General features: G+C 59.1%; 17 protein-coding genes and 1 pseudogene. 11 read left to right on the forward strand and 7 right to left on the reverse strand.

Annotation, left to right across the window (positions count from 1 at the left end; translation table 11 throughout):
• Nucleotides 1-71 precede the first annotated feature (71 nt).
• From KO536_RS01290 to KO536_RS01300, 3 genes are read left to right on the forward strand one after another with little or no spacing between them, the layout of a single operon-like run.
• On the forward strand, nucleotides 72-992 hold the full coding sequence (locus KO536_RS01290; RefSeq protein ID WP_133075980.1) for an arginase: 921 nt from the start codon (nucleotides 72-74) through the stop codon (nucleotides 990-992).
• Nucleotides 989-1,363 carry an EamA family transporter gene (locus KO536_RS01295; RefSeq protein WP_133075901.1) on the forward strand — a complete coding sequence of 125 codons (375 nt, stop codon included), beginning with the start codon at nucleotides 989-991 and terminating at the stop codon, nucleotides 1,361-1,363. Before KO536_RS01290 ends, KO536_RS01295 begins: the two co-directional genes overlap by 4 nt.
• A gap of 11 nt (nucleotides 1,364-1,374) precedes the next feature.
• Complete coding sequence (locus tag KO536_RS01300) at nucleotides 1,375-1,788, forward strand: EamA family transporter (RefSeq protein WP_133075902.1); 414 nt, start codon at nucleotides 1,375-1,377, stop codon at nucleotides 1,786-1,788.
• 47 nt (nucleotides 1,789-1,835) lie between these two features.
• Here the strand turns inward: KO536_RS01300 and KO536_RS01305 are convergent, their stop codons facing one another.
• Nucleotides 1,836-2,624, reverse strand: coding sequence for a MipA/OmpV family protein (locus tag KO536_RS01305; RefSeq protein WP_374105680.1), 789 nt, complete (start codon nucleotides 2,622-2,624; stop codon nucleotides 1,836-1,838).
• A 203-nt stretch (nucleotides 2,625-2,827) separates the two neighbouring features.
• Between KO536_RS01305 and KO536_RS01310 the strand changes: the two genes are divergently transcribed.
• From KO536_RS01310 to KO536_RS01335, 6 genes are read left to right on the forward strand one after another with little or no spacing between them, the layout of a single operon-like run.
• Nucleotides 2,828-3,523 carry an MtnX-like HAD-IB family phosphatase gene (locus KO536_RS01310; protein WP_219260812.1) on the forward strand — a complete coding sequence of 232 codons (696 nt, stop codon included), beginning with the start codon at nucleotides 2,828-2,830 and terminating at the stop codon, nucleotides 3,521-3,523.
• Nucleotides 3,516-4,910, forward strand: coding sequence for an aspartate aminotransferase family protein (locus KO536_RS01315; RefSeq protein WP_133075904.1), 1,395 nt, complete (start codon nucleotides 3,516-3,518; stop codon nucleotides 4,908-4,910). The genes KO536_RS01310 and KO536_RS01315 overlap by 8 nt, the downstream gene beginning before the upstream one ends.
• A complete protein-coding gene (locus KO536_RS01320) occupies nucleotides 4,907-5,773 on the forward strand; it encodes an alpha/beta fold hydrolase (protein ID WP_219260813.1) in 867 nt (288 codons plus the stop codon). Before KO536_RS01315 ends, KO536_RS01320 begins: the two co-directional genes overlap by 4 nt.
• A 14-nt stretch (nucleotides 5,774-5,787) precedes the next feature.
• Nucleotides 5,788-6,912 carry a GNAT family N-acetyltransferase gene (locus tag KO536_RS01325; protein ID WP_219260815.1) on the forward strand — a complete coding sequence of 375 codons (1,125 nt, stop codon included), beginning with the start codon at nucleotides 5,788-5,790 and terminating at the stop codon, nucleotides 6,910-6,912.
• Nucleotides 6,912-8,672, forward strand: a complete 1,761-nt coding sequence (locus KO536_RS01330; RefSeq protein ID WP_219260817.1) for an ATP-binding protein — start codon at nucleotides 6,912-6,914, stop codon at nucleotides 8,670-8,672. The genes KO536_RS01325 and KO536_RS01330 overlap by 1 nt, the downstream gene beginning before the upstream one ends.
• The gene (locus KO536_RS01335; RefSeq protein WP_219260818.1) at nucleotides 8,669-10,060 is read left to right on the forward strand and encodes a sigma-54 dependent transcriptional regulator; all 1,392 of its coding nucleotides are present in this window, start codon (nucleotides 8,669-8,671) and stop codon (nucleotides 10,058-10,060) included. Before KO536_RS01330 ends, KO536_RS01335 begins: the two co-directional genes overlap by 4 nt.
• A 58-nt stretch (nucleotides 10,061-10,118) precedes the next feature.
• On the opposite strand, the gene KO536_RS01340 is transcribed toward KO536_RS01335, so the two are convergent.
• The 3 genes and pseudogenes from KO536_RS01340 to KO536_RS01350 form a co-directional block, all read right to left on the reverse strand.
• A complete protein-coding gene (locus KO536_RS01340; RefSeq protein WP_219260819.1) occupies nucleotides 10,119-14,132 on the reverse strand; it encodes a neuraminidase-like domain-containing protein in 4,014 nt (1,337 codons plus the stop codon).
• Nucleotides 14,133-14,148: 16 nt separating this feature from the next.
• A complete protein-coding gene (locus tag KO536_RS01345) occupies nucleotides 14,149-17,307 on the reverse strand; it encodes a Tc toxin subunit A (RefSeq protein WP_219260820.1) in 3,159 nt (1,052 codons plus the stop codon).
• A gap of 276 nt (nucleotides 17,308-17,583) precedes the next feature.
• Nucleotides 17,584-18,342, reverse strand: a pseudogene (locus KO536_RS01350) (5-methyltetrahydropteroyltriglutamate--homocysteine S-methyltransferase); the annotation flags it as partial.
• Between the two features lie 107 nt (nucleotides 18,343-18,449).
• On the opposite strand from KO536_RS01350, the gene metR reads away from it, so the two are divergent.
• Nucleotides 18,450-19,367 (forward strand): transcriptional regulator MetR, encoded by a 918-nt coding sequence (gene metR, locus KO536_RS01355; protein ID WP_219260824.1) that lies wholly within the window; start codon nucleotides 18,450-18,452, stop codon nucleotides 19,365-19,367.
• A 113-nt stretch (nucleotides 19,368-19,480) separates the two neighbouring features.
• Here metR and KO536_RS01360 read toward each other — a convergent pair whose 3' ends face one another.
• From KO536_RS01360 to KO536_RS01370, 3 genes are read right to left on the reverse strand one after another with little or no spacing between them, the layout of a single operon-like run.
• Nucleotides 19,481-19,993, reverse strand: a complete 513-nt coding sequence (locus KO536_RS01360; RefSeq protein ID WP_219260826.1) for a GNAT family N-acetyltransferase — start codon at nucleotides 19,991-19,993, stop codon at nucleotides 19,481-19,483.
• A gap of 12 nt (nucleotides 19,994-20,005) precedes the next feature.
• Nucleotides 20,006-20,644, reverse strand: coding sequence for a LysE family translocator (locus tag KO536_RS01365; protein WP_133075913.1), 639 nt, complete (start codon nucleotides 20,642-20,644; stop codon nucleotides 20,006-20,008).
• Nucleotides 20,644-21,063: an NUDIX domain-containing protein gene (locus tag KO536_RS01370; protein ID WP_219260998.1), complete on the reverse strand. Its 420-nt coding sequence runs from the start codon at nucleotides 21,061-21,063 to the stop codon at nucleotides 20,644-20,646. The genes KO536_RS01365 and KO536_RS01370 overlap by 1 nt, the downstream gene beginning before the upstream one ends.
• Nucleotides 21,064-21,386: 323 nt before the next feature.
• On the opposite strand from KO536_RS01370, the gene KO536_RS01375 reads away from it, so the two are divergent.
• The gene (locus KO536_RS01375; RefSeq protein WP_219260827.1) at nucleotides 21,387-23,006 is read left to right on the forward strand and encodes an FMN-binding glutamate synthase family protein; all 1,620 of its coding nucleotides are present in this window, start codon (nucleotides 21,387-21,389) and stop codon (nucleotides 23,004-23,006) included.

Raw genomic sequence — 23,006 nt, forward strand, 5'->3', positions numbered from 1 at the left:
CGCCCCTTGCATTTACCCCCTGAAGCCCGCCCTGCCTGGATCGGCGGCGATTGAATGGGGTAAATGACACGTTGAATATTCTCGATCTTGATCACAGCCTGACCTCACAAACACCGATCATGCAGCGTCTGACCGATGGTCGCGCTACACGCCTGGACCTGCTCGAACTGGGCCCGCAATTGCGCCTGTGGTCCACCGAACGCAATTACCGGCGTTTCGCCCAGCGCCTGCAGCAAAGGCCGAGACGCCAGGCCCTGCGGCCTGAAATCTTCTTCATCGGCTCCGGCGACTATCATCACCTGACCCCGGCCCTGCTCGCCGACTTGCCCGAACCTGTCACTCTGATCCACTTCGACAACCACCCTGACTGGGTACGCTTTGCCCCCCGTCGCCATTGCGGTTCGTGGGTGAATCGCGCCCTGAAACTGCCGAATATCAAACGCATCGTCACCCTCGGCCCGTGCAGCGACGACCTGCAAAACCCGCAATTCAAGGGCGGCAACCTCGGGGCCCTGCGCCGTGGTGATTTGCAGCTATTCCCCTGGCAGCATCCCCCCACCAAAGTCTGGGGCCGAATCGGCGACGGCGCGGGGCACGAGCAGCACGAAAACCTGTTGCACTGGCGCAATCTTGCCGATCAGGACTGGCCAACCTTTCTCGCCGAGCTGATCCGCAGCCTGCCCACCGACGCGATCTGGATCACCCTGGACAAGGATGTTCTCGCCAGCGAAGACGCCGCCACCAACTGGGATCAGGGCGGCATGCGCCTGACCCACCTGCTCCAGGCCATCCGGGCCCTGGCCGCCAGCAAGCGGGTGCTGGGCATCGATGTGTGCGGCGAATTCGCCAGGGCACCGCACCGCAACCTGCTCAAGCGCTGGGAGGCCAGGTCCGATCAGCCAGCCCCTGAACGCTGGAGCGAGAGCGACTTGCTGCGCAACTCAACCACCAATGAGGCGCTGATCGCTCTGTTTGAGGAACTGTTCCCGTGACCTTGACCGTGATTGCCCTGGTGGCGTTTTCCATCGTGCTCGATGTCATGGGCCAACTGTGTTTCAAGATCGGCCTGGACCGCCTGCCGGAACTGGAAGGCGGTTTTCGCCTCAACGCATTCTGGGGCCAGGTGTTCAATGCCCCCATGTTGTGGGTCGGGATCGGCGCTTACGTCATCGAGTTTTTCGTCTGGTTGGAGGCCCTGTCACGGGCGCCCCTGAGTGTGCTGTTCCCGGCTGCCGCACTGGCGTACTGCGGCGCGGTGTTCGCCGGCAAGGTGTTCCTGGGCGAACACGTGAGCCGCCGGCGCTGGCTGGGCACCCTGGTGATTACCCTTGGCGTGATGCTGGTCTGCATCGCCGGGGCTTGAGGAGAAGAACAATGGACAACACTGAAACCCTGAAAATCGCAGACAACGGCTGGCTGCATGGCCGTCTGGGAACTGTGGTGCTGTGGGCGCTGTTAATTGCCCTCGAAAGCAGCGGGCAGATTGCGACCAAGGTCGGCGGCGATCAACTGGGGCAGATGGATTTCAGCCTGCAATGGCTGCAAGCCGTGATGCTCAACCCCGGCGTGTGGGTGGCTATTGCCTGTTACATCGGGGCGTTTTTTGTGTGGATGCTGATACTGCGCCGCAGCAGCCTGTCGCTGGCGTTCCCGCTCAGCTCGCTGGTATTTGTGGGGGTTCTGCTGGGGTCGTGGCTGGGGTTGGGCGAACATATCAGCGCCCTGCACTGGCTCGGCGTTGCCGTGATCATTGGCGGGATTGCGCTGCTGGCGGAGGGTGAGCCATAGCTCAGCCCTCTGTGGGAGCGGGCTTGCCCGCGATACAGGGGAGGGATCTAGAACTTGTAACTCACCGCGATCTGCACCGAGCCCTGATTCACATCTCCCTGCTCGCGCACGATACTGCTGTCCGCCGCCGAGCCCAGCAGATGAACCCAACTGGCGCTGGTCACCAGCGACCAGTGTTGCGCCAGGGGAAACTCGAAGTTCTGGGTCAGGGTGACATTCTGCAACCCGCCACTGGCCTTGTATGCGGAAATCCCCGACGCCTGGGCTTCACTGTCGCTGACACCAAAGAACGTCGACATCTGTCGGCCATCCGCAAAATGTACCGCCAACTGGCTGCTGCCGATAATCCCCAGCCCCAGCGGATAACCCAGCTCGCCCCCGACCTGACCCAGCACCCCGCCCTGACCGCCCGCGCCGCCCACCGCCTGCCCGAGTTGTGCATACACGCGCCAGAAGTCGGTCGGGCTGTACTGCACAAAACCGCCCAGCAGGGCCATGTCCGGCACATCGCGAAGGCCCCGCAACGAACCATTGGCATTGCGTCCCGAGACGTAGTTGAGCAAGGGGCCCGCGCTCCAGCCGTCGGCCTTGAAGGCACTCCAGGTCAGACCGTCATCGGTATTGAGACTGACATCGCCCCAGTCCACATCGAAATACGGCAACGGCACCACCTGATAGCGGCTGGCGCTTGGATCATAGGGCTGATAGCCAATCCCCACGCCCACTTCCCCGCTCGGGCCGTCTGCCCCATGGGCACCCACGCCGACACCCAACAATGTGAGCAGCAATAAAGTACGGACCGGGGCTTTCATGACGAAGGTTCCATAGAGGTTCATGGGCGCATCAATCCCTTTTTCGCTCGCCCTGTGCAAGCACTCATGTTGTTTGTAGCAAGCTACAAAAATTGTAGCTTCAAACTCGAAAGCCACCTTCGAATCGGCGCAAAGCCATAGCCCACGGGGCTTTTAATAATTGGCACAGTCAATGCTATGTCCTCTGGCAAGCGCAAAAAGCGCGTCTTTTCGACAGGACAATGCAGATGATGCAATGGCATATCGTGTGTGATTTCGACGGGACCATTACCCGCACCGACGTCATCGACAACATTCTTCAACGCTTCGCCGACCCCAGCTGGGAAGCGATCGAAGATCAATGGGTGCAGGGTGAAATCGGTTCGCGTGAATGCCTGAGCCGCCAGCTGTCGCTGGTCAAGGCCACGCCAGCCGAACTGCTGGCTTTTTTCGACAGCGTTGAGATTGACCCTCACTTTCCCGACTTCGTTGACCACGTCATCGGCCTGGGCGCCTCCATCGAGGTGGTCAGTGACGGCATCGAACAAGGCATTGCCCGCATCCTGGCCCGCCACTACGTGAGCCTGTTGCCGATCCTTGCCAACCGCCTGCGTCAGGTCGACCAGAACCGCTGGCGCATCGACTTCCCGTACTCCAGCGACACCTGCCGGGCCGCCTCGGGCAACTGCAAATGCAAATCCACCCCCGGCGGCAAACGCGTGCTGGTGATTGGCGATGGCCGCTCCGACATGTGCGTGGCCTCCAGCGCCGACTTCGTCTTCGCCAAGGACAGCCTGGCCGAACACTGCGAACGCAACGGTATCCCCTACGCACGCTTTGACTCTTTCGCCGAACTGCCGGCCTTGCTCGCCAAATTGCCGAACCCGGCCGCCAACGCTCCCCACTATTCTCGTGAACAGCAGGAACTCTTCAATCATGTCTGATATCCGAATCGCTACCCCTGAAGACCAGATCCTTCTGGAAAAAGAAGCCAAGTACTGCTCCTACGGCGACACCGTTCACTACATCGAACCACCGCGCATTTTCAGCCGCTGCGAAGGTTCCTACGTCTGGGACACCGAAGACCAGGCCTACCTCGACCTGCAAATGTGGTATTCGGCGGTCAACTTCGGTTACTCCAACCCGCGCCTGAACAACGCCCTGAAACAACAGATCGACACCTTGCCGCAAATCGCCAGCCAGTACCTGCACAAGGGCAAGATCGAGTTGTCGGAACGCATCGCGGTCGACGCCAAAAACAAGTTCGGCCTCGACGGCCGCGTGCACTTCAACGTCGGCGGGTCGCAGTCCATCGAAGACTCGCTGAAGGTGGTGCGTAACGCCAGCAACGGCAAAAGCCTGATGTTCGCCTTCGAAGGCGGCTACCACGGCCGCACCCTCGGCGCCTCGTCGATCACCTCCAGCTACCGCTACCGTCGCCGCTACGGCCACTTTGGCGAGCGCGCCAACTTTATCCCGTTCCCGTACCACTTCCGTGGGCCAAAAGGCATGACCAAGGAAGAATACGGCAGCCACTGCGTGCAGCAATTCGCCCGTCTGTTCGAGACCGAATACAACGGCGTGTGGGACCCCAAAGTCGGCCAGAGCGAATACGCCGCGTTTTACGTAGAACCGATCCAGGGCACCGGCGGCTATGTCATCCCGCCGATGAACTTCTACAGCGAACTCAAGCACGTGCTGGATCAGCACGGCATCCTGATGGTGGTCGACGAAATCCAGATGGGTTTCTGGCGCACCGGCAAGCTGTGGTCCATCGAGCACTTCGACGTCAAACCCGACGTGATCGTCTTCGGCAAGGCACTGACCAACGGCCTCAATCCGCTGGGCGGCATCTGGGCCCGTGAAGAGCTGATCAACCCGAAGATCTTCCCGCCGGGCTCGACACACTCCACCTTCGCCTCCAACCCCCTGGGCACCGCCGTGGGCCTGGAAATGTTCAAGATGACCAGCGAAGTCGACTACGGCGCGATGGTCATGGCCAAGGGCAAGTACTTCCTGGACGGTCTGCAAGACCTGCAAAAACGCTACCCGATCATCGGCGACGTCGACGGTCTGGGCCTGGCGCTGCGCTGCGAAATCTGCGGCCCGGACGGTTTCACCCCGGACAAGGCCACCCTCGACTTCATGGTTGAAGAAGGCATGAAGGGCGACATTGAAATCGACGGCAAGCGTCTGGGTCTGATTCTGGACGTGGGTGGCTACTACAAGAACGTGATCACCCTGGCGCCGTCCCTGGAAATCAGCTACGCCGAAATCGACCTGGGCATCGCCCTGCTCGACCGCCTGCTGGCTCGGGCCATGAAACGGTGAACGGGCCAGAGATCGATCTGGGCGAAGGCGACGCCGGTTTCGTTCTCGGCACGGGTGAGGTCGGGGTCTTGTTGATCCACGGCCTCACCGGCACTCCGACGGAACTGCGTCGGGTGGCCCAGGGCCTGGCGAAGGACGGGACGTGCACGGTGTACGTCCCCACCCTGGCCGGGCACTGCGGTGACAACGACGACCTGCAAGCCACCGGCTGGCTGGACTGGTACGAAGGCGTGCGCAAAACCTTCGCCGGGATCCGCCAGCGTCACTCGCAGGTTTTTGTCGGGGGTTTGTCGATGGGGGCGGTCATGTCGATGTACGTGGCCTCCGAACACCCGGGCCAGGTCGCCGGGCTGTTGATGTACTCCACCACCTTGCGTTACGACGGCTGGAGCATCCACAAACTGGCCTTTTTGACCCCGTTGCTGATGGCGATCCCCTTTGGCGTACACCTGTGCAATTTTGAAGAAAAACCCCCTTACGGCATCAAGAACGAACGTTTGCGCGCCATTGTCGAGCGCCAGATGCACGCTGGAGAAAGCGCGAATGCCGGGCTGTTGACGATGCAGGGCATCACCGTGCGCGAATTGCACCGGATGAATGCCGTGGTGAAAAAGCGCATGCCGTCGATCACCACCAAAGCCCTGGTTTTGCACTCCATCGAGGACGACATCACCAGCCGCTGGAACGCCGATTACGTGGAGCGCCATCTGGGCGGGCCTGTAACCAAAGTGCTGCTCGACAACTGCTACCACATGATCACCGTCGACCTGCAGTACCGCCGCGTGATCGAACTCAGTGACGCCTTTATCAAGAAAAACAGCCGCGCGGTACCGGTTCCTGTCGACTATCGACAGCAGGCCTGAGCCAAAGGACGCCCATGATTACCGCCCACACCTTTTCATCCATCCAGGCTATCGACCGCGAAGCCTGGAATGACTGTTTTCCAGATGCTCTGGAGGATTGGGACTACATCGTGGCCGTCGAAGAAGCCGGGATTGAAGGCTTTGAATGGCGTTATCTGACGCTGTTCGAAGGCCCCACCCTGCTGGCCGTGGCAACCGCATTTACCACCTGCTATCGCCTCGACACCACCGTTCAAGGGCTCGCCAAGCGCTTTACCGAACAGCTCAACCGCGTGCTGCCGGGGCTGGTGCAGCTGCAGCTGTACGCCATCGGCTCGCCGCTGACCGAACAATGCAGTGCAGGGACGGCCAGCGTTATCCAGGAAGCGCAGCGCCCTGCCCTGCTCGCCCGGCTGCTGACCCTGGCCCAGGCTGACGCTGCCCGCCTGGGCATCGGCCTGATTGCGGTCAAGGACGTGCCCAGCGACGACCATGAGTGGGCCAACCTCTGCAAGACGGCAGGCTTTCAGTCGATGCCGGGGCTGCCCAGCGCAACCCTGGCGGTGCCCTTCGGCTCGGTGGACGGCTACCTTGGCTCACTGGGCAAGTCCACCCGCAAAGACATGCGCCGCAAACTGCGCAACCCCGGCCCGCGGGTGGAGTGGCGCAGCACCATCGACGACGTTTTGCCAGATGTCATGCGCCTTTACGCGGCCAGCCTGGCACGCAGCGACCTGCAATTGGAGCGCTTACCCGCGACTTATTTCACGGGTATCCTCCAACAACTGGGCGACCGGGCAGTGTGCGTGCTGTACTGGCTCGACGAGCAACTGGTGGCGTTCAATCTGGTGCTGATCGATGAACACCGCCTGATCGACAAGTTTTTTGGCCACGACCTTGAACTGACCCGCGACTACAATCTGTATTTCAGGAGCTGGCTGGTCAATGTCGATTACTGCATCAACCACAACATTGCCCTGTACGAATGCGGCCAGGCCGGTTACGCCAGCAAGATCCGCCTGGGCTGTACCTTTCAGGGCAACACACTGTATTTCCGGCATCGCAACTGGCTGATCAACAACCTGCTCAAGCTGGTCAAACTGTTCATCCGCCCTGACCGCCACGACCCTGCCCTGGCGGCTGCGATAAGCGAGTATTAATGCCCACCACGCCTGACTCACCGCGCCAGCCCCACCCCTTCAAAGTGTCGCGCTGGACCGTGCAACGCAAACTGGTGCTGGCGTTCTGGCTGGTCAGCGTCATCCCGACCATGATCGCCGCCGAACTGGCCGCCACCACCCTGTCGCAGATTTTCGATAGCAACGTGCGGGTCTGGTTGCAGGAGTCGACCAAAATCGTCAAGGACGAGATCAGCGAAATCCTGGCGGACAATGCCCGGGCCGCCAAGCTGTTCCTGCAATACACCCACCCGCCGTCTTCCAGCAAGGCCATCCGCCATGACCGGCTGACTGCCGATATCGCCGACGCGATGGGCATCGACGTGGTCGCCCTGATCCGCGACAGCGACCACAAAGTGGTGTTCAGCACCGCCAGTGACACCATCGTCGACCAGATCAGCCTGGCGCCCAATGCGGTGCTGCAAACCATCGACGTCGGCGGCGTACCCACCGGCACCGTGGTCTCGACCTTTGCCACCAGCCAGGACGGGGCGGATTACCAACTGCTGGTAGCCACCTACATGGACAGCAGCTTTCTGACCAGCGTGGCCAATGTTCACTCCCTGGACCTGCGCCTGTACCTGTCTAATTCCGCAGGGTTTGCCGAGATCTTCTCCAGCCAGCGCTTCGAAGACCGCCAGCCGATGGTGCCCCCGGCCATCGAGCAAATATTGCGCGAAACCCGCTTGCCCACCGAACAGTTCACCAGCCGCTACAGCGGTTTGTACTGGCCCATTCTCAACGACAACGGCGAACTGCAAGGCGTGATCTACAGCGGTCTGCTACGCCATGCCAGCCTGGTGGGGCTGGTCAACCAGAGCAACCTGTTCGCCCTGATCTTCCTGCTCGGTTCAGTGCTGTCACTGACCGTTGGCTGGCTGGTCTCCGAGCGCCTGACCCGACCGCTACGGGACTTGTCCGAAGGCGTACGCGCCGTGACTGCCGGGGACTACAACCAGCGCGTTGGCGTATCAGGCAACGACGAACTGGCCGAGCTGAGCAGCACCTTCAACCACATGACGGCACGGCTGGACCAGTTGCATCATCTCGAAGCACAACTGCGCCGCCGCGACCGCTTGCATGCCCTGGGAGAAGTGGCAATGGGCCTGGCCCACGAAATCCGCAACCCCCTGGGCATTATCAAAACCGCGACCCAACTGCTGCACCGCCGCGCCGACCTGGGCGAGACCGACAAGCGCCACCTGGAATACGTGGTCAGCGAAGTCTCGCGGATCAACGACCTGATCACCGAGTTCCTCGACTTCGCCAAGCCCAGCGCTCCCGTGCGTGCGCAACAGGCTGCGCGGCCTTTGGTTGAAGACATCCTGGGCTTCTGCAAACCGGAACTGGAAAGCCATAACATCGATGCCCGCATCGACGATCAAGCACCCGGGGCCACCCTGTATGCCGATGCCGGGCAACTGAAACAGGCGTGCCTGAACCTGATCATCAACGCCATCGACGCCATGCCAGAAGGCGGCTGCCTGACAGTGCACATTTCCCGCGAAAACGATTACACCGTGATAGGCATTGCCGACACAGGGGAAGGGATCGCACCGGACATGCTCGAACGTATTTTCACGCCCTTTGTAACCACCAAAGCCTCAGGTACAGGGCTGGGCCTGGCCAAGGTGTTCTCCATCATGGACAGTCACGATGGGCGCATCGAATGCATCAGCGAAAAAGACGCCGGTGCCACCTTCAACCTGTACATTCCTGCCCACGGAGCAAGCAAGACATGAGTCATAACGTGCTGGTGGTCGATGACGAACCCAAGCTCTGCGACCTGCTCAGCTCGGCACTGAGTCAAAACGACATTCAGGTCTTCACCGCGGGCAACGGCCTGCAGGCGCTGGCGATTCTGGAGCAGGAAGACATCGACCTGGTGATCAGCGACTGGCGAATGCCCGGCATGGACGGCCCGCAGTTACTGGCGGAGGTCAAACTGCGCTACCCGCAGCTGCCGGTCATCGTCATGACCGCCTACAGCACGGTGAAAAACGCCGTACAGTCCATGCGTAACGGCGCCTACGACTACATCGCCAAACCCTTCGATATCGACGAGCTGGACATTACCGTCAGCAAGGCCCTGCAATTTCGCGACATTTTGCGCGACAACGCACGCCTGCGTGCCGAACTGGACGAGCACCAGCACATCGACAGCCTGATCGGCGACAGCCCCAGCTTTCGTCGGGTGCTGCAAGCCATCGACTCGGTGCGCGAGAGCAGCGCCACCATCCTGCTGACCGGCGAAAGCGGCACGGGCAAAGAGATGGTCGCCCGCGCCATCCATAAACACGGCAGTCGCGCAGACAAACCCTTTGTCGCGGTCAACTGTGCGGCGATTCCCGAAGGGCTGCTTGAAAGCGAGATGTTCGGCCATCGCAAGGGCGCCTTTACCGGCGCCGTGGCCGACCGTGTGGGGCGCTTTATGCAGGCCGACAAGGGCACGCTGTTTCTCGATGAAGTGGGGGACATGCCCCTGGCCTTGCAGGCCAAGATCCTGCGGGCGCTTCAAGAGCGGGTGATTGAGCCGGTGGGGGATCCGCGAGAGCGCAAGGTGGATGTGCGGGTGATCGCCGCGACCAACAAAAACCTGCTGCAAGCCGTGGCCGACAAAACGTTTCGCGAAGACCTGTACTACCGCCTTAATGTATTCCCGATCCCCCTGCCCGCCTTGCGCGAACGGGTTGAAGACATCGCACCGCTGGCGCGGCACTTTGCCCACAATCTGGGTGCCACCGCAGGTAAACGCATCACCGGTTTCAGCCCCGGCGCCTTGCAAGCAATGGCCGCCTATCACTGGCCGGGCAATATTCGCGAACTGCAAAACTGTGTCGAGCGCGCCACCATCGTGGCCAACAGCAGCATCCTCCAGGACAGCGACTTGCCGCCCTACCTGTTCAGCGCCCAGCCCGGCCAGAACAGCACCCTGCCCGCACCGGGGCCGAATGTGCCGCCCGATCTGGAAGCGGCACTGGCCGAGGTCGAAAAAGCGTATATCCTTGCCGCCCTGCAACAAGCCAATGGCGTGCAGGCAGCAGCGGCGCAGTTGATCGGGATATCAGAACGCAGCTTCTGGTATCGCCTGAAAAAGCTCGACATCCATGTCGATAAAATCGTCCGCTAGCCCATTAAAGCGGGCTTGCCCGCGATTGGAACGCAGCCTCCCCCCGCGCCTGTTGTGGCTAACGAATCGTATAACCCACATGCAGAATCACATCGCTCATGCTCAGCAATAGCGCGTGCTGGCTGCTGGTTGCATTCGGAAACACCAGCGAGAACGTACCCGTTTCAATCGGCAAGCCTTCAAACGGCAGGTATTTTCCATCGTTGAAATCCAACTGGAACTGGCCGCTGTCATCCAGACCATGGGACAACGCCACCGCCTTGCAACCCGCGGCCAACTGCTGGGAACTGTCGTAGCGCAGCAACGCCTGCACGTTTTGATACGGCCCCAGCAAGACAGGAAGCGACACGCTAAGCGTCTTGATCAAACGCACAGTGCCCAGGTTCAGGGTGGCCGGATAATCGTTCTGAATCTGCATGTCATCCAGCCTGAAGGTCAATGTCAGGCTATTGTCACTGCCCAACTCCACCTGCACCTTGTCAGCGCTTGTGCCTGCGGCCTCAATGCCCGCAGTCTCCGAAGCCAGTGCCTGCTTGATCCTCAGCAGCATTGAGGGCTCCAGCGCCAGCAACGAGGTCGTTTTACGCACTTCCAGGGTGCGCTGATCCCAGCGCAGATAAGCCGCCTCCATCTGTTGCAGGCTCAGCAGCAGGCTCTCACCGGCCAACAGGCCCTGGTACAGGTCGTTCCAATTGCCGGGGCGCAGATAATTGCGATTGTCCCGGGTTTCCCAACGCAAGCTGATTTGCGCCTGGGCGCACAGCCCGGACACCGTGTCGTAGAGCTGGTAATAGAGTGTCGCCAGACGCGCAGCCTGCCAGTTGAACAGGGCCTGGCCAGTGAACCGGGTGCTCAGCATTTCCAGTATCGCTGCGCTGTAGGCTTGCTCCAGCTCAGTCTGTTGTTGCTGTTTTTTAGCCATCGCAATCTGTTCGTTAAGGGATGCGATCTGGGTGGTGATCTGCTCACCCTCAAGCCGCGCCTGCTCACGTTGCAAATCCCAATCCTGACGCCGACGACGATATTGCTCGGAGCTATCCAGCTTGACCGCTTCGCCGTTCTTCACATTTGCACTCACGCGCAACACATCACTGAACGCATCGACCAGGCCGCCGACTTCGCCCCAGCCCACTGCCATGCCCGCAACATTGGGCAGCAGATTGAGCCCCCCGGCAGTCACGCGTAGAACGCCCGCGCTGCTTTCAAGAAAGACCGCTTCACTGCGCAGGTCCATTGCAAGCTGTTCACTCGCGGAAATATTCTCCACAGACAGCGCATCATAATGTTGCTGACGCGCCAGGGTCGCTGCATGACTACCTTGCAACCCGGCCAGGGTATGTTCCAGGGAGGCCAGGTTGGCCACATGCACTTCGCCCATCATGGCCAGCAGGCCGCCCTGCTGTGTTTGTTGCAGCACATTCAACGCATCCGCGTCGCGGCGCTCCAGTACACCTTGCAGGTTGGCGCCAAACTGAATGACTTGCTGCACGGCATTGCGCGCCCGATCCAGCAGCATCAGGAAACGTTGCGGCCACAATGGCGGCGTAACACCCACCTGCATGCCTCCAGCACCATCGCCGGCCAGACGCGCCTGCTGCAGCTCCCTAGGGTCGGTCGGTTTCTCGAACAACGCCAGCACCAACGGTTGACCATCGATGGACAAATTATTGCGCAGGTTGTAAAGACGCCCTTCAAAACGGCTCCAGCAGTCCAGCACCGCGGTATCAACCGGGGGACGAAACGGCCCGTTAAGCACCGCAGTTTGCAGACGCGAGGCAGATGCCAGCAGTACAGGCTGCTGCTCGACCAACAGCTCAAGCTGGCGCAATTGCTGATTGACGGCAGTACTGGCGGCCTCCAGCGTCGGCGATTCCCACGCCAGGGCCAGCGGCAGAGTCGGGCGCTGACCGAGCATTTGCAGGGCCTGTACATACCACATACGGGCCTCGCCCAGGCTGTCGCGGGTTTGCTGGCGATACAGCTGGTCACCCCGAGCTGCCAACAGTTCCAGGGATCGCAGGTAGACCGCCAGTTTGTAGTGCATGGGATCAGCGGCGGCGATCACGTCCGGGTCATCGGTATCCACCGGGGACGACGGGTTCCAACTGGTATCATCCTGCAACGGCCGTACATTCCAGTAGCGCGGTTGACTGCCGGCCATCTGCAAATCGCCGTTGGCGTTGCGATAGCCCGCCGGGTCGAAAATGCGCTTGAACCATAACTCGGCTTCATCGAAGCGCTGCTCCGCCAACAGACGATTGGCAATCAACAGCGGAGCGTGGAAGAACAGCTCCCAGGTATAAAGCCCCACCCCACCATTGAATGTGATTGTTCGGGCAATAGTATTCCCACCGTAATCACTGGGGTCGACCAAGAGCGTCTGCACATCCCATGCAAGCAGTGCCTCCACACCTTCCAGCATTTTTTGTTCCAGCATTGGCCCGGCCAGTGTGGTCAATACGAACTCACTGGAATTGCTGGGTTTTGTGTAGAGCATTTGTGTGCGGCCGACGCTGTTGAAAGCCGTGGGTATCCACAAATGTTGGGTGGCGTCGAAGTTGGTTATTTGGGCAGGTGTGCTTGGAGCACTCCTCACCACATCTACATTGCGGGTGTACGACGAGTTTACAAGTTGTACATCATACGAAAAATCCGACACAAAGTTGGCAAATAATAAAGACGTGTCAAACACGAAAGTTGTCAAACTTTCACTAGGCGTGCACTCCTTGCCAAAATAGGCCTCATCAAATTTCTTAATGACAAGCCTGTACCCACCAAGAGCATTTCTGCTTGCCTTGGCATCTATCGACACTCTTAATTTACCATCCACATTTATAAACCTTACATTCCCATAATAGATAAACGAATTAGTGGATGAGTAATTGTATTCGAACGTACTGGTTGCTGAATATTGAGCGGCTGGAATGCCGGGGGTAAATATTAACGGCTGGCGCACGGGAATATCCGTACAATAACTGAAGCTCTTATCATTGTGAATAAAGTTTAATGTCGCGCCTTCCCCAGCTGAATCCATCAGCTGTAAAAGCTTGCTAAATCGATACACGCTGATCCCCGTCGGGGTCACAAGAAAAACCCCCAACTCCGGTACAACCGTCGTGGGCGTTTGGCGCCTTAATTCGGCGGCAAAAACCCCTGTGGGTCCGTTATCCAAAGGCCAGGTACGCAGGCGCCATTGCCCACTGGGCCGCAGAGTTGCGATCTGCAGCTCCCGAACCATCTGAACTTGAGTTTCAAACACCCCGCCACTTTCTCGCGTCGTGGCGTCTTTGGCATATTCATGCACGCACAGCACATGCAGTCGATTGGCAAAGTACACAATCGAAGGGACCGTCCCCTCAAGCGGTTGCAGCGGTGCATCAATCTTCAGCCATTCACTCCATGACGACGGGTTACGGACTTTGGCGGTGGTGCCCAAGTCGGTTTTCTCGACCCTGCGCCAATAGTATTCGCCAGGCGTGCCGGGAATGCTGCCGCAAAAATACGCTTCGCCCTGCTCGCCAGCCGGTTCCACCTGATAACCACTGTCATAACGAATATCCAGTACGGTGCGCAGGCCGCTGACGTACTGATTGAACGCCTGCTCGACGCGCTGCTCGGTAATACGCCCCTGATTGATTGCCGACTCCATCTCCTGAAACAACTGCGTCTTGTTGTAACGCAGTTCAGGGTCGATAAAGCTGGCAGGGTAGCAGAGCAGCCGTTGCAGGCCGGACCAGGTGGAATAACGTTTGTTATAGGCGCTCCAGCGACTGAAATAACCGTTTGGACGCGAGGCCTGTGCCATCTTGGCTAAATCGGTGCCCGGCTCCAGCTGTTCGCGGCAACGGTGCAAATACAGCTGGGTGCTTGCCACCGCTTCGGCGATACGGCTGGTTTTCATCTGGCCGGATACCAGCGGGTCAATCAACAGGTACTCGTATAGATCTTCGGCGGTCACGATTTTGTCAGCCAATGCACCGAGGTCGCGGGTGGGGATCACATACCTCAGGTAATAAGGCACCAAAGCATCGCGCCGGGACTGGTTCAGGCTGGCCAGCAGTTTCTCGTTCATGGTGCTATCTCCCGGGTTAGCCGTGTGCGGCGGCTATGACTTTGGCGGCAATCAAGGTGAGGATGGGCTGAGCAGGCGCGTTGGTTTCGGTTAATTTTGCGGCCCACAGCAAATCCGTCGGTGACAGGTTAAGGCGCCGGCTCAATTGCATTTTTTGCAGCAGGGGCTGTAGCGCTACAAAATGGCGCGGTGCGCTGGTGCCCATCAATTCAAGGGTTTGGGTCAAATCCCAGCCTTGCAGATCGCTAAGCAATTGCGCGGCGACTTGCGGGGTCAGTACCGGGTCCTGGGCAGCGCGCTGCAAATAACCCCGTGCCTCGGCCACAGGCCCCACCAGTTGGCGTTGCCACTGGCGATAGCGTGACAGCAACAGCAAAAAGTTCAGGGTCAACGAAGGCGCAACGCTGGCGCCGGTCAGCGCCGAAGGCCTGCTCTGTGCCACCGGCATCAGCAGCTCCAGATCCTGCTCACCGAGCTGGGCCCAGTTGCAGACCTGGGCGAACTGACGCAAAAGGTGTGCGTACTGCACCACTTGAGGCACGTTCTCCAGCGTGACCAAACCCAGGCAGATACGTTCGATGTCTTCCCAGAACCTCAACAGGCCGTAGCCATCCAGGGTGGGGGCCATGTCCTTGGCCACCGCATCGACCCAGACCAGCATGGCATCGACGATGTTGGGCTTGAGGCCGAACTCGGCACCGATATGGCGCGCCAATTGCGCCCGCAACACCACGTCCTCTGCCGCCAGCAGTTGCGACGGCACGGGTTCACGGCCGGTCAGGGTGCTGTAGATATTTTCGATAAAGGCTTGCAGCTCAGGTGTTTTCTGCACCGGATAACGCCGACTGGTCAGGGCGATCACCTGCGCGGCATCCAGCTGTTGGGCTCGCATCCAGTCGACCAGGTAGCCGGTGCGAATCATCACTGCAAGGGCAGTCTGGTTCGGTCTGGGCTGGGCCAGAGCGCTGACTATGGCATTGGGTGCGCCCAGCAACTCCCATAGATGCACAGCCTCAACCACGCGCAGGCCAAACACGCGTGGGATCGCCACCAACCGGTACAACGCTGAAATCTGCTCCAGCCCCAATACTGGCAAGATGTTGCCGGCCATGCCTGGCAGGTTCTGTGCCAGCAGGACAAGGCTGGCGTCATCGATCTGCAGGCCCTGGCACAAACGGGCGCGAGCACGCAGCGAGGCCTGATCTACTGTTGAGCGCTGGAAGTCGACATTGAGCTGACCAATCAAGTCATCTGCGCCAAACAGGCTGGTATAAAACGAGGTCTTGCCGCTGGCATTGAAGGTATTAAGCACACCCAGGCAAGCGGCGAAGCTGTCGACGGTCATGCCATAGCGCTGACGCAATGGCAAATAGATCGCCAGCGCCTGCAACGGTTGCGTAAGCGGGTGAGCGCTAATATCGTCGCTGGCCTGACTGATGAGCCAGTCCAGTTGTTCAAAGGACAGAACTTTCACATGGCGTTGCAGCCGAACAAGGCGATTAAGACGCTCAAAGGCACGACCATTACGGTTGTATAGCCCACTCGTCGCCGGATCGTTGGGTGGCGCCGGAACCGGATGCCCAAGGGCGGCGCCCATATAAATATATAAGGGCTTGGCGGGAGCAGCAGTACCGTCTTCCCAGCCGTTGATATAGCGAGCACCGTATATCTGAGGTGGAATGATCCTCGGTATATAAGTGACCAATACTCTAATCGGAGCGCTCAATGGTATGTCAATACCATCCGTGCTTGTATTGACTCCCTGTATATAAAAAGGCTCTGGCTGCAATTGGTACTGATCGGTCGTCATGGACAGTGACTGACTCCAATAACGATCCTCGGTTGGAGCCAGAGATGTTTCCACAGTCGAGGGTTGTTCTGTTGCATGCGCTTGGGTATTACCCGTTTGCACAAGCCACATCACATAGTCCGCATTCCCTTCAAGGCACACTGAGGTGAACGACAGCCAAAGTTCATTTCCATTACGAACAGTTATTGACATGTCTGTGAATTTACAGCGAAACGGACCGCCACCCAGCGGGCCGGCATATGAAACTTCCAACACCTGATCGGAATCAACTTTAAGTTCTAACTTGCCCAGATCTGTAACGGCATAGAACGGTCCGGCTCCCAGCGCGACCAACATAGTTTCCGTTGGCATTTTAAGCGCTTTTTCCAGAGATGACACATAACTCAAATACACTAGGCCAGAGTGGCCAAAATATTTAGCAACCCCTGAATCAGAGGTATTCCTGGCTTCCGTGAGTATCTTTAACAAGTCCGGCGACATGCCCAGTGCATCACGGGCATAAGCCGCCGGCATCCTGGTTGCCCAACTTGCCAGCGTGCTATCCAGCCGCAATGCCTGATCTTCGTAATCGCCAAATACCGACCAAAGTTCGGCCGGGCTAGATTTACGTGCAGCCATGCCTTGCAGGATCTGTTCGCTGGCATGGTTATACGGCAGGTTCATCGGATACAAGGAGGTGCGCAGCAACTCATCAACATCGCCATCTACACCCGCCTCAAGTACCTCAAGGGTCAGCGCCAGGGTGCTGACTTCTTCATGCACGTTGGCTTCGCTGAGGGCCAGATTGGCAAGGTCCGGGCGCCGTCGGTTCAGCTGCAAGCCGTGGGTTGGCGGATGCAGCGGCTTGGCGACGCGATACAGGTCGGTCAAGTAGCTGGCGGGGGAAAACAATGAGCCGACCGAGTCCGGATGAGCAAACCGGGTGCCACTGGCTGGCGCGAACCAACTGTCATAGCTGCCAGTACCGCCAAGGGAACGCTGCATCCAGGCACTGTCGTATTGCACACCCAGCCTGGACACAGCCTGCATGGCCGGATCGCTGCGTGAGCACAGTTGAGCATAGAGCCGGGACAGAGATGCAGCACGGTCTTGCGCCTGCTCATAAAAATCCACCGTTTGGTTGAGCTCAAGATTACGCGCAAATCCCTGCACCATCGGGGTTCCGGCCTCGGGGCCACTGTCTGCCACTTCAAACACCGAGCTGTAACCGGACTGTTCGAGCTCTGCTTGAAACACCTGCAGGGATTCGAGGGCAAGCAGGTCGCTTTCAGAGGTTGTGACCTCATGCCCCGCGGTGTCCGGATCCCTCTCTTCCAGGCCAGCTGGCGGGGGGGTGGAGCTGTCTGAAGTGTTTTGCGTTGTCATGACCATACCCTCAAGATCCGAATTAACAGGAGCAACCCCGGCTATCCGCCAAAGCCACCGCCAGCACATCGGTTTTTAAGTCAGGAACTGACTCTGTTGAGGTCAATTACGCACTTGGGTCGGGAGACTGCCTACTGTCAGAAATGACAGAGACGACATCCTTTCATCAGAATTCACATATGCAAAAAGCAATGTATCTGATGATAAAAAGAGGAAGGGGGGGGATAGCCGCAAGACCCGCGCTTGCAGCTTGAAAGGTGTTTAGCCAACTGCTCAGTGCAGCAGCGAGCACGAACCTGCAACCCACAGGTTGTCACCTAAACGCTCCCGGGCTTCTTGCAATTGCGTCAGGGCATTTTCAAGGTCGCAGCGCGATACGTTGCGACCGTTGACCAGGCCCAGAGACAGCACTTTGTAGGTCGGCAAACGATCCAGGATTGCATGCAACGGGTCGGGAGCGCGCACCAGATCCACGTGCAACCCGTCTACCGGCAAGCCAACGGCCAGGCCGAGGTTGCCTTCAAGGCCGCTGAAGTAAGTGGCAACCAGCTTTTTCAGCGGCGAGTATTGAAGAATGTGATAAGCGCGCTCAAAGGCGCTTTTCCATTCCTGTGGCAAGTCCAGCGACAGGATCGGCTCGTCGATCTGTACCCACTCCACGCCCTGCTCAGCCAGGCTGGAAAGCGTTTGCGCGTACACCGGCAGCAGGTTTTCCAGCAGGTCGAGTGTGTTGAATTCGTTGCCCTTGGCCTTGCCCTGCCACAGATAGGACAGTGGACCGAGTATGACGGGCTTGACCTTGTGGCCCTGCGCCAGTGCTTGAGCGGTCTCTTCAAACAACGGCTCCCAGTTCAGCTCAAAGGGCTGGTCCAGGCTGAATTCCGAGGCCAGGCAGTAATGCCTGGCGCGCAACGGGTGACCCACGCTGTGCAGTGCCGCCTGATTGCTGTCGCCATTGCAGTAGGCTTCGAGTGCATTTTTCGGCTCGCCGTCTGCGCCAATGCGGGGGAAACCAAGAGTGTGGGCCAGGGCCATGACAGCATTCCTTCGTGTAAGTAATGGCTCTATTATCGACACCCGCCCAAACATGAGACAAACTCAATGTTTTCGTGTTGAACATCAAATTTACTCATGGAGCCACTGTGCTGGAAATTCGTCACCTCAAAACCCTGCACGCGTTGCGCGAGTCAGACAGCCTGGTCGAAGCGGCAGAGCGCCTGCACCTGACTCAGTCCGCTTTATCTCACCAATTCAAAGAGCTGGAAGAGCGCATGGGCATGCCGCTCTTTGTGCGTAAAACCAAACCGGTTCGCTTCACCAGCGGCGGCTTGCGCCTGCTGCAACTGGCCGATGCCATGCTGCCACTGCTGCGCGGTGCAGAGCGGGATATCGCCCGTCTGGTAGGCGGTACGGCCGGGCGTCTGCACATGGCGATTGAGTGCCATAGCTGCTTCCAATGGCTGATGCCCACCATCGATCAGTTCCGTGATGCGTGGCCCGAGGTCGAGCTGGACCTGGCCTCCGGCTTTGCTTTCGCACCACTGCCGGCATTGGCCCGGGGTGATCTGGATTTGGTGGTGACTTCAGACCCGCAGGAAATTGCCGGCCTGACCTATGTACCGTTGTTTACCTACGAAGCCATGCTGGCCGTGGCCAACCAGCATCCGCTGGCCAGCAAACCGTTTATCGTGCCGGAGGATCTGAGCAGCGAGATTTTGATCACCTACCCGGTGGAGCGTGATCGGCTCGATATCTTTACCCGTTTTCTGGAACCTGCCGACGTCGAACCCGCTCAGGTACGCACCTCGGAGCTGACGGTCATGATGATGCAACTGGTCGCCAGCGGCCGAGGCGTCTGCGGGATGCCGCACTGGGCGCTGCATGAATACAGCTCGCGGGGTTATGTGAAGGCCAAGCGCCTTGGCGAGAAGGGGTTGTTTGCCACGCTGTACGCCGGGATTCGCGCCGACATGCTGGATGCACCGTACATGCGCGACTTTTTGCTGACGGCCAAAGACACGTCGTTCTCGACCCTGGACGGGGTGAGCGCGGTGCGATAAGGGCCGCAGGACCTTCAATGTTGTTCACTCAAGCGATTTTTGCCTCTGTGGGAGCGGGCTTGCTCTTGAGTGAACAGCATTCCCTCGCAGCCTTCAGCAGCGGCTACACGGTTTCAGATGTCTTCGACGTTCACCAGCCGGCGCATATGCACCCGGTCGTAATACGCCTCACCCACCCGAATCGCGCAGTCTTCCAACCCCGACTGCTCGAATCCACAGCGTGTGTACAACGCCAGCGCAGCATCACTGCCGGCGCTGACGGTCAGCTCAATCACCTTGGTTTCAGGCTCTTGCTCGGCCAGTGACAGCACGGCCTGTACCAGATGTTCACCCAGCCCTTGCCCACGAAAATCCCCGGACACATACAAGCCAAACAGCGTGGCCTTGTGCCGGGCATCTTCCCAGGGTTCGAACGCCAGGCCGACAATCCCCACCAGCCGGGAATCGACAAAAGCACCAAACAGGGCGCTCAGTTCATCGTCCAATTTGGCTTCCCACCAGCTCAGCGGCAATTTCTCACGCTGGGCGATGGTGGATACAAAAGCCTCGGGGTGCAGCGCGTAAGCCTCAAGCATCAACTGGCGATAGGCCTTGGCGTTTGAGGGTTCAAGCAGTTCTATAGCCATTACAGGTCCAGGTCATACGGTTTTACGTTGTTCCAGCATCAGCCTCACTGCCAGTGCAGCCAGCACACAGCCCATCACATAGCGCTGCACTGCCAGCCACAACGGATTACGCACAAACCACACGGCAATGCCGCTGGCGAACAGCGCAATCAGCAAGTTAACCGTGAAACTGACGCTGATTTGCGTCAGGCCCAACACGATACTCTGAGTGAACACCGAACCGTGCTCCGGGTTGATGAACTGCGGGAAAACCGACAGGTAGAACACCGCTACCTTGGGGTTCAGCACGCTGGTCATGAACCCCATCAGCACCAATCTTGACGATGAGTCCGGCGCCAGTTCCCGGGCTTCAAACGGTGACCGGGCACCGGGCCGCACCGCTTGCCAGGCCATCCACAGCAGGTACAGGGCCCCTGCCCACTTGAGTGCTTCATAGGCCATTGGCACCGCCAGAAACACAGCCGTCAGGCCCGCGGCGGCGGCGAACATGTGCACAAAGAACCCCGCCACAACCCCGAGCAAAGACGTGACCCCGGCCTGGCGCCCCTGGCAGATGGAGCGCGAAATCAGATAAATCATGTTCGGCCCCGGCGTTAGCACCATCAGCAGGCAGGCCGCGGCAAAAATCAGCAGGTCGTGGGCTGGAATCATCAGGCAGTCCTGGTCAGCAACGCATTGCGATAAAACGGCAAGACCAGATCGCGAGTCAGGGGCGCCAAGACCAGGCCACCATCCCCCTGCGGGTCGATCCACTGCACTTCTTCAATTTCCGCGGCAGGGGTGACCGGCTCGCTGATATGCAGCAAAAACAGCTCGGCCTGCACCTCAAAGCCCGGTTCGTTGACCGCAGGGGCCGCGAAATGGCCCAGCCAGGTGGCGGTGGCCGGATCAATCACCAAAGCCAACTCTTCTTCCAGCTCCCGGGCCAATGCCGTAACAGGTTGCTCGTAGGCTTCGATCTTGCCGCCGGGCTGCATGAACGCCTGGGTGCCACGCTTACGCACCAGCAGGGTTTGGCCATCAGGGCCGATCAATACCGCAGCAGCGATACGGATGATGTTGGATGTCATGGGTTCTGGAGTGGTCACGTTCAGGGGCCGACACGATAAAAGGTGCGCGCAGGATCACACGACCCGGCAAACCTGAAAATATACAGATGACATTTTTACCCGAGCCTTCTGTATGAAATGCCCGACTTTGGTAGGGATGCTGCCGCAAAGGAAATCCCGTTCAATGAATATTCAGACAGGGAGTTGGCATTTGCGTGATGGATGACCAACACTCCCCTGCAAACCTCCGACTCAAAGAGAGGGTTCTATTGTCCTTTTTCTGTTCTCGACCTCTTGAGGCGCAACCGCCTGAGGGAACAGATCAGCCTGAAACAGGAAACCGTATGAGCCTGTCACTGTTAAGCCGTTATGCGTTTTTTGCATGCTGCGTCATTTTCACCCTCGCCAGCCTGCCGTTCATGCACCATGAATGGTTATGGCCCTTTACTGCCGTCACCCTGGCGTTAAGCCTGCTGGGGATTTTCGACCTGCTGCAAAGCCCCCACGCCGTGCGCCGCAACTACCCGATCCTGGGCAACATTCGCTATCTGGTGGAGGCCATCCGCCCGGAAATCCGCCAATACCTGCTGGAATCTGACAGCGACGCGCTGCCCTTCTCACGCTCTCAACGCTCGTTGGTGTATTCACGGGCCAAGAATGAAAGTGCCGACAAACCCTTCGGTACATTGGTGGACGTGTATCAGCCAGGCTTTGAATTTATCGGCCACTCCATGCGCCCGGCCCCGCTGACCGACCCCAGCAGCTTTCGAGTCGTGGTGGGCGGCCCGCAATGCAGCCAGCCGTACTCGGCGTCGATCTTCAACATTTCGGCCATGAGTTTTGGCTCTCTGAGCGCCAATGCCATCCGCGCCCTCAATCAGGGTGCAAAGCTCGGTAACTTTGCCCACGACACGGGAGAAGGCAGCATCAGCTCCTATCACCGTGAGAACGGTGGCGACTTGACGTGGGAGCTGGGCAGTGGCTACTTCGGCTGCCGCACCTCGGACGGGCGATTCGACCCTGAACGTTTTGCCGCCCAGGCCCGAACGCCACAAGTGCGGATGATCGAAATCAAGATGAGCCAGGGCGCAAAACCGGGCCACGGCGGTATTCTGCCCAAGCACAAAGTGACCCTGGAAATTGCCGAAACACGCGGTGTACCCATGGGCGAAGACTGCATCTCACCTTCGCGTCACAGCGCGTTTTCGACGCCCATCGAACTGATGCTCTTTATCGCGCAGTTGCGCGAGTTGTCTGGCGGTAAACCTGTCGGCTTCAAGTTCTGCCTGGGCCATCCGTGGGAGTTCATGGGCATCGCCAAGGCCATGCTCGAAACAGGCATCCTGCCGGACTTTATCGTGATCGATGGCAAGGAAGGCGGCACAGGCGCCGCACCCGTGGAGTTCACCGACCATATCGGCGCACCGCTGCGCGAGGGTTTGCTGTTCGTGCACAACACCCTGGTGGGCCTGAATCTGCGGGACAAGATCAAGCTGGGAGCCAGTGGCAAGATTGTCAGCGCCTTCGACATTGCCAGCGTACTGGCCATTGGTGCCGACTGGGCCAACTCGGCGCGGGGTTTTATGTTCGCCATTGGCTGCATTCAGTCGCAGTCCTGCCATACCAACAAATGCCCTACCGGCGTGGCCACCCAGGACACGTTGCGCCAGCGGGCGCTTGTGGTGCCGGACAAGGCCCAGCGGGTTTTTCAGTTCCACCGCAACACCCTCAAGGCCCTGGCCGAAATGCTGGCCGCGGCGGGCCTGGAACACCCGGCGCAACTCAAGGCCAAGCACCTGGTGCGACGCATGTCCGCGACCGAAATCAAACTGTTCTCGCAACTGCATGTGTTCCTCAAGCCCGGCGAATTGCTCACCGGAGAAGTCAATGGCGAGTTCTATTCGCGCATGTGGCAAATGGCACGGGCTGACAGCTTCGAGCCCAACGAAATCGCCGCTGCCTGA

Origin of the sequence: Pseudomonas sp. NKUCC02_KPG, from assembly GCF_019345465.1 — a bacterium.
Lineage (GTDB): Bacteria > Pseudomonadota > Gammaproteobacteria > Pseudomonadales > Pseudomonadaceae > Aquipseudomonas.

Bases quoted from the DNA above. Each gene is read 5' to 3' on its own strand.
- KO536_RS01300 (WP_133075902.1), top strand. From the start codon at position 1,375: ATGGACAACACTGAAACCCTGAAAATCGCAGACAACGGCTGGCTGCAT.
- KO536_RS01305 (WP_374105680.1), bottom strand. From the start codon at position 2,624: ATGAACCTCTATGGAACCTTCGTCATGAAAGCCCCGGTCCGTACTTTA.
- KO536_RS01310 (WP_219260812.1), top strand. From the start codon at position 2,828: ATGATGCAATGGCATATCGTGTGTGATTTCGACGGGACCATTACCCGC.
- KO536_RS01315 (WP_133075904.1), top strand. From the start codon at position 3,516: ATGTCTGATATCCGAATCGCTACCCCTGAAGACCAGATCCTTCTGGAA.
- KO536_RS01325 (WP_219260815.1), top strand. From the start codon at position 5,788: ATGATTACCGCCCACACCTTTTCATCCATCCAGGCTATCGACCGCGAA.
- KO536_RS01330 (WP_219260817.1), top strand. From the start codon at position 6,912: ATGCCCACCACGCCTGACTCACCGCGCCAGCCCCACCCCTTCAAAGTG.
- KO536_RS01335 (WP_219260818.1), top strand. From the start codon at position 8,669: ATGAGTCATAACGTGCTGGTGGTCGATGACGAACCCAAGCTCTGCGAC.
- KO536_RS01340 (WP_219260819.1), bottom strand. From the start codon at position 14,132: ATGAACGAGAAACTGCTGGCCAGCCTGAACCAGTCCCGGCGCGATGCT.
- KO536_RS01345 (WP_219260820.1), bottom strand. From the start codon at position 17,307: ATGACAACGCAAAACACTTCAGACAGCTCCACCCCCCCGCCAGCTGGC.
- KO536_RS01360 (WP_219260826.1), bottom strand. From the start codon at position 19,993: ATGGCTATAGAACTGCTTGAACCCTCAAACGCCAAGGCCTATCGCCAG.
- KO536_RS01365 (WP_133075913.1), bottom strand. From the start codon at position 20,644: ATGATTCCAGCCCACGACCTGCTGATTTTTGCCGCGGCCTGCCTGCTG.
- KO536_RS01370 (WP_219260998.1), bottom strand. From the start codon at position 21,063: ATGACATCCAACATCATCCGTATCGCTGCTGCGGTATTGATCGGCCCT.
- KO536_RS01375 (WP_219260827.1), top strand. From the start codon at position 21,387: ATGAGCCTGTCACTGTTAAGCCGTTATGCGTTTTTTGCATGCTGCGTC.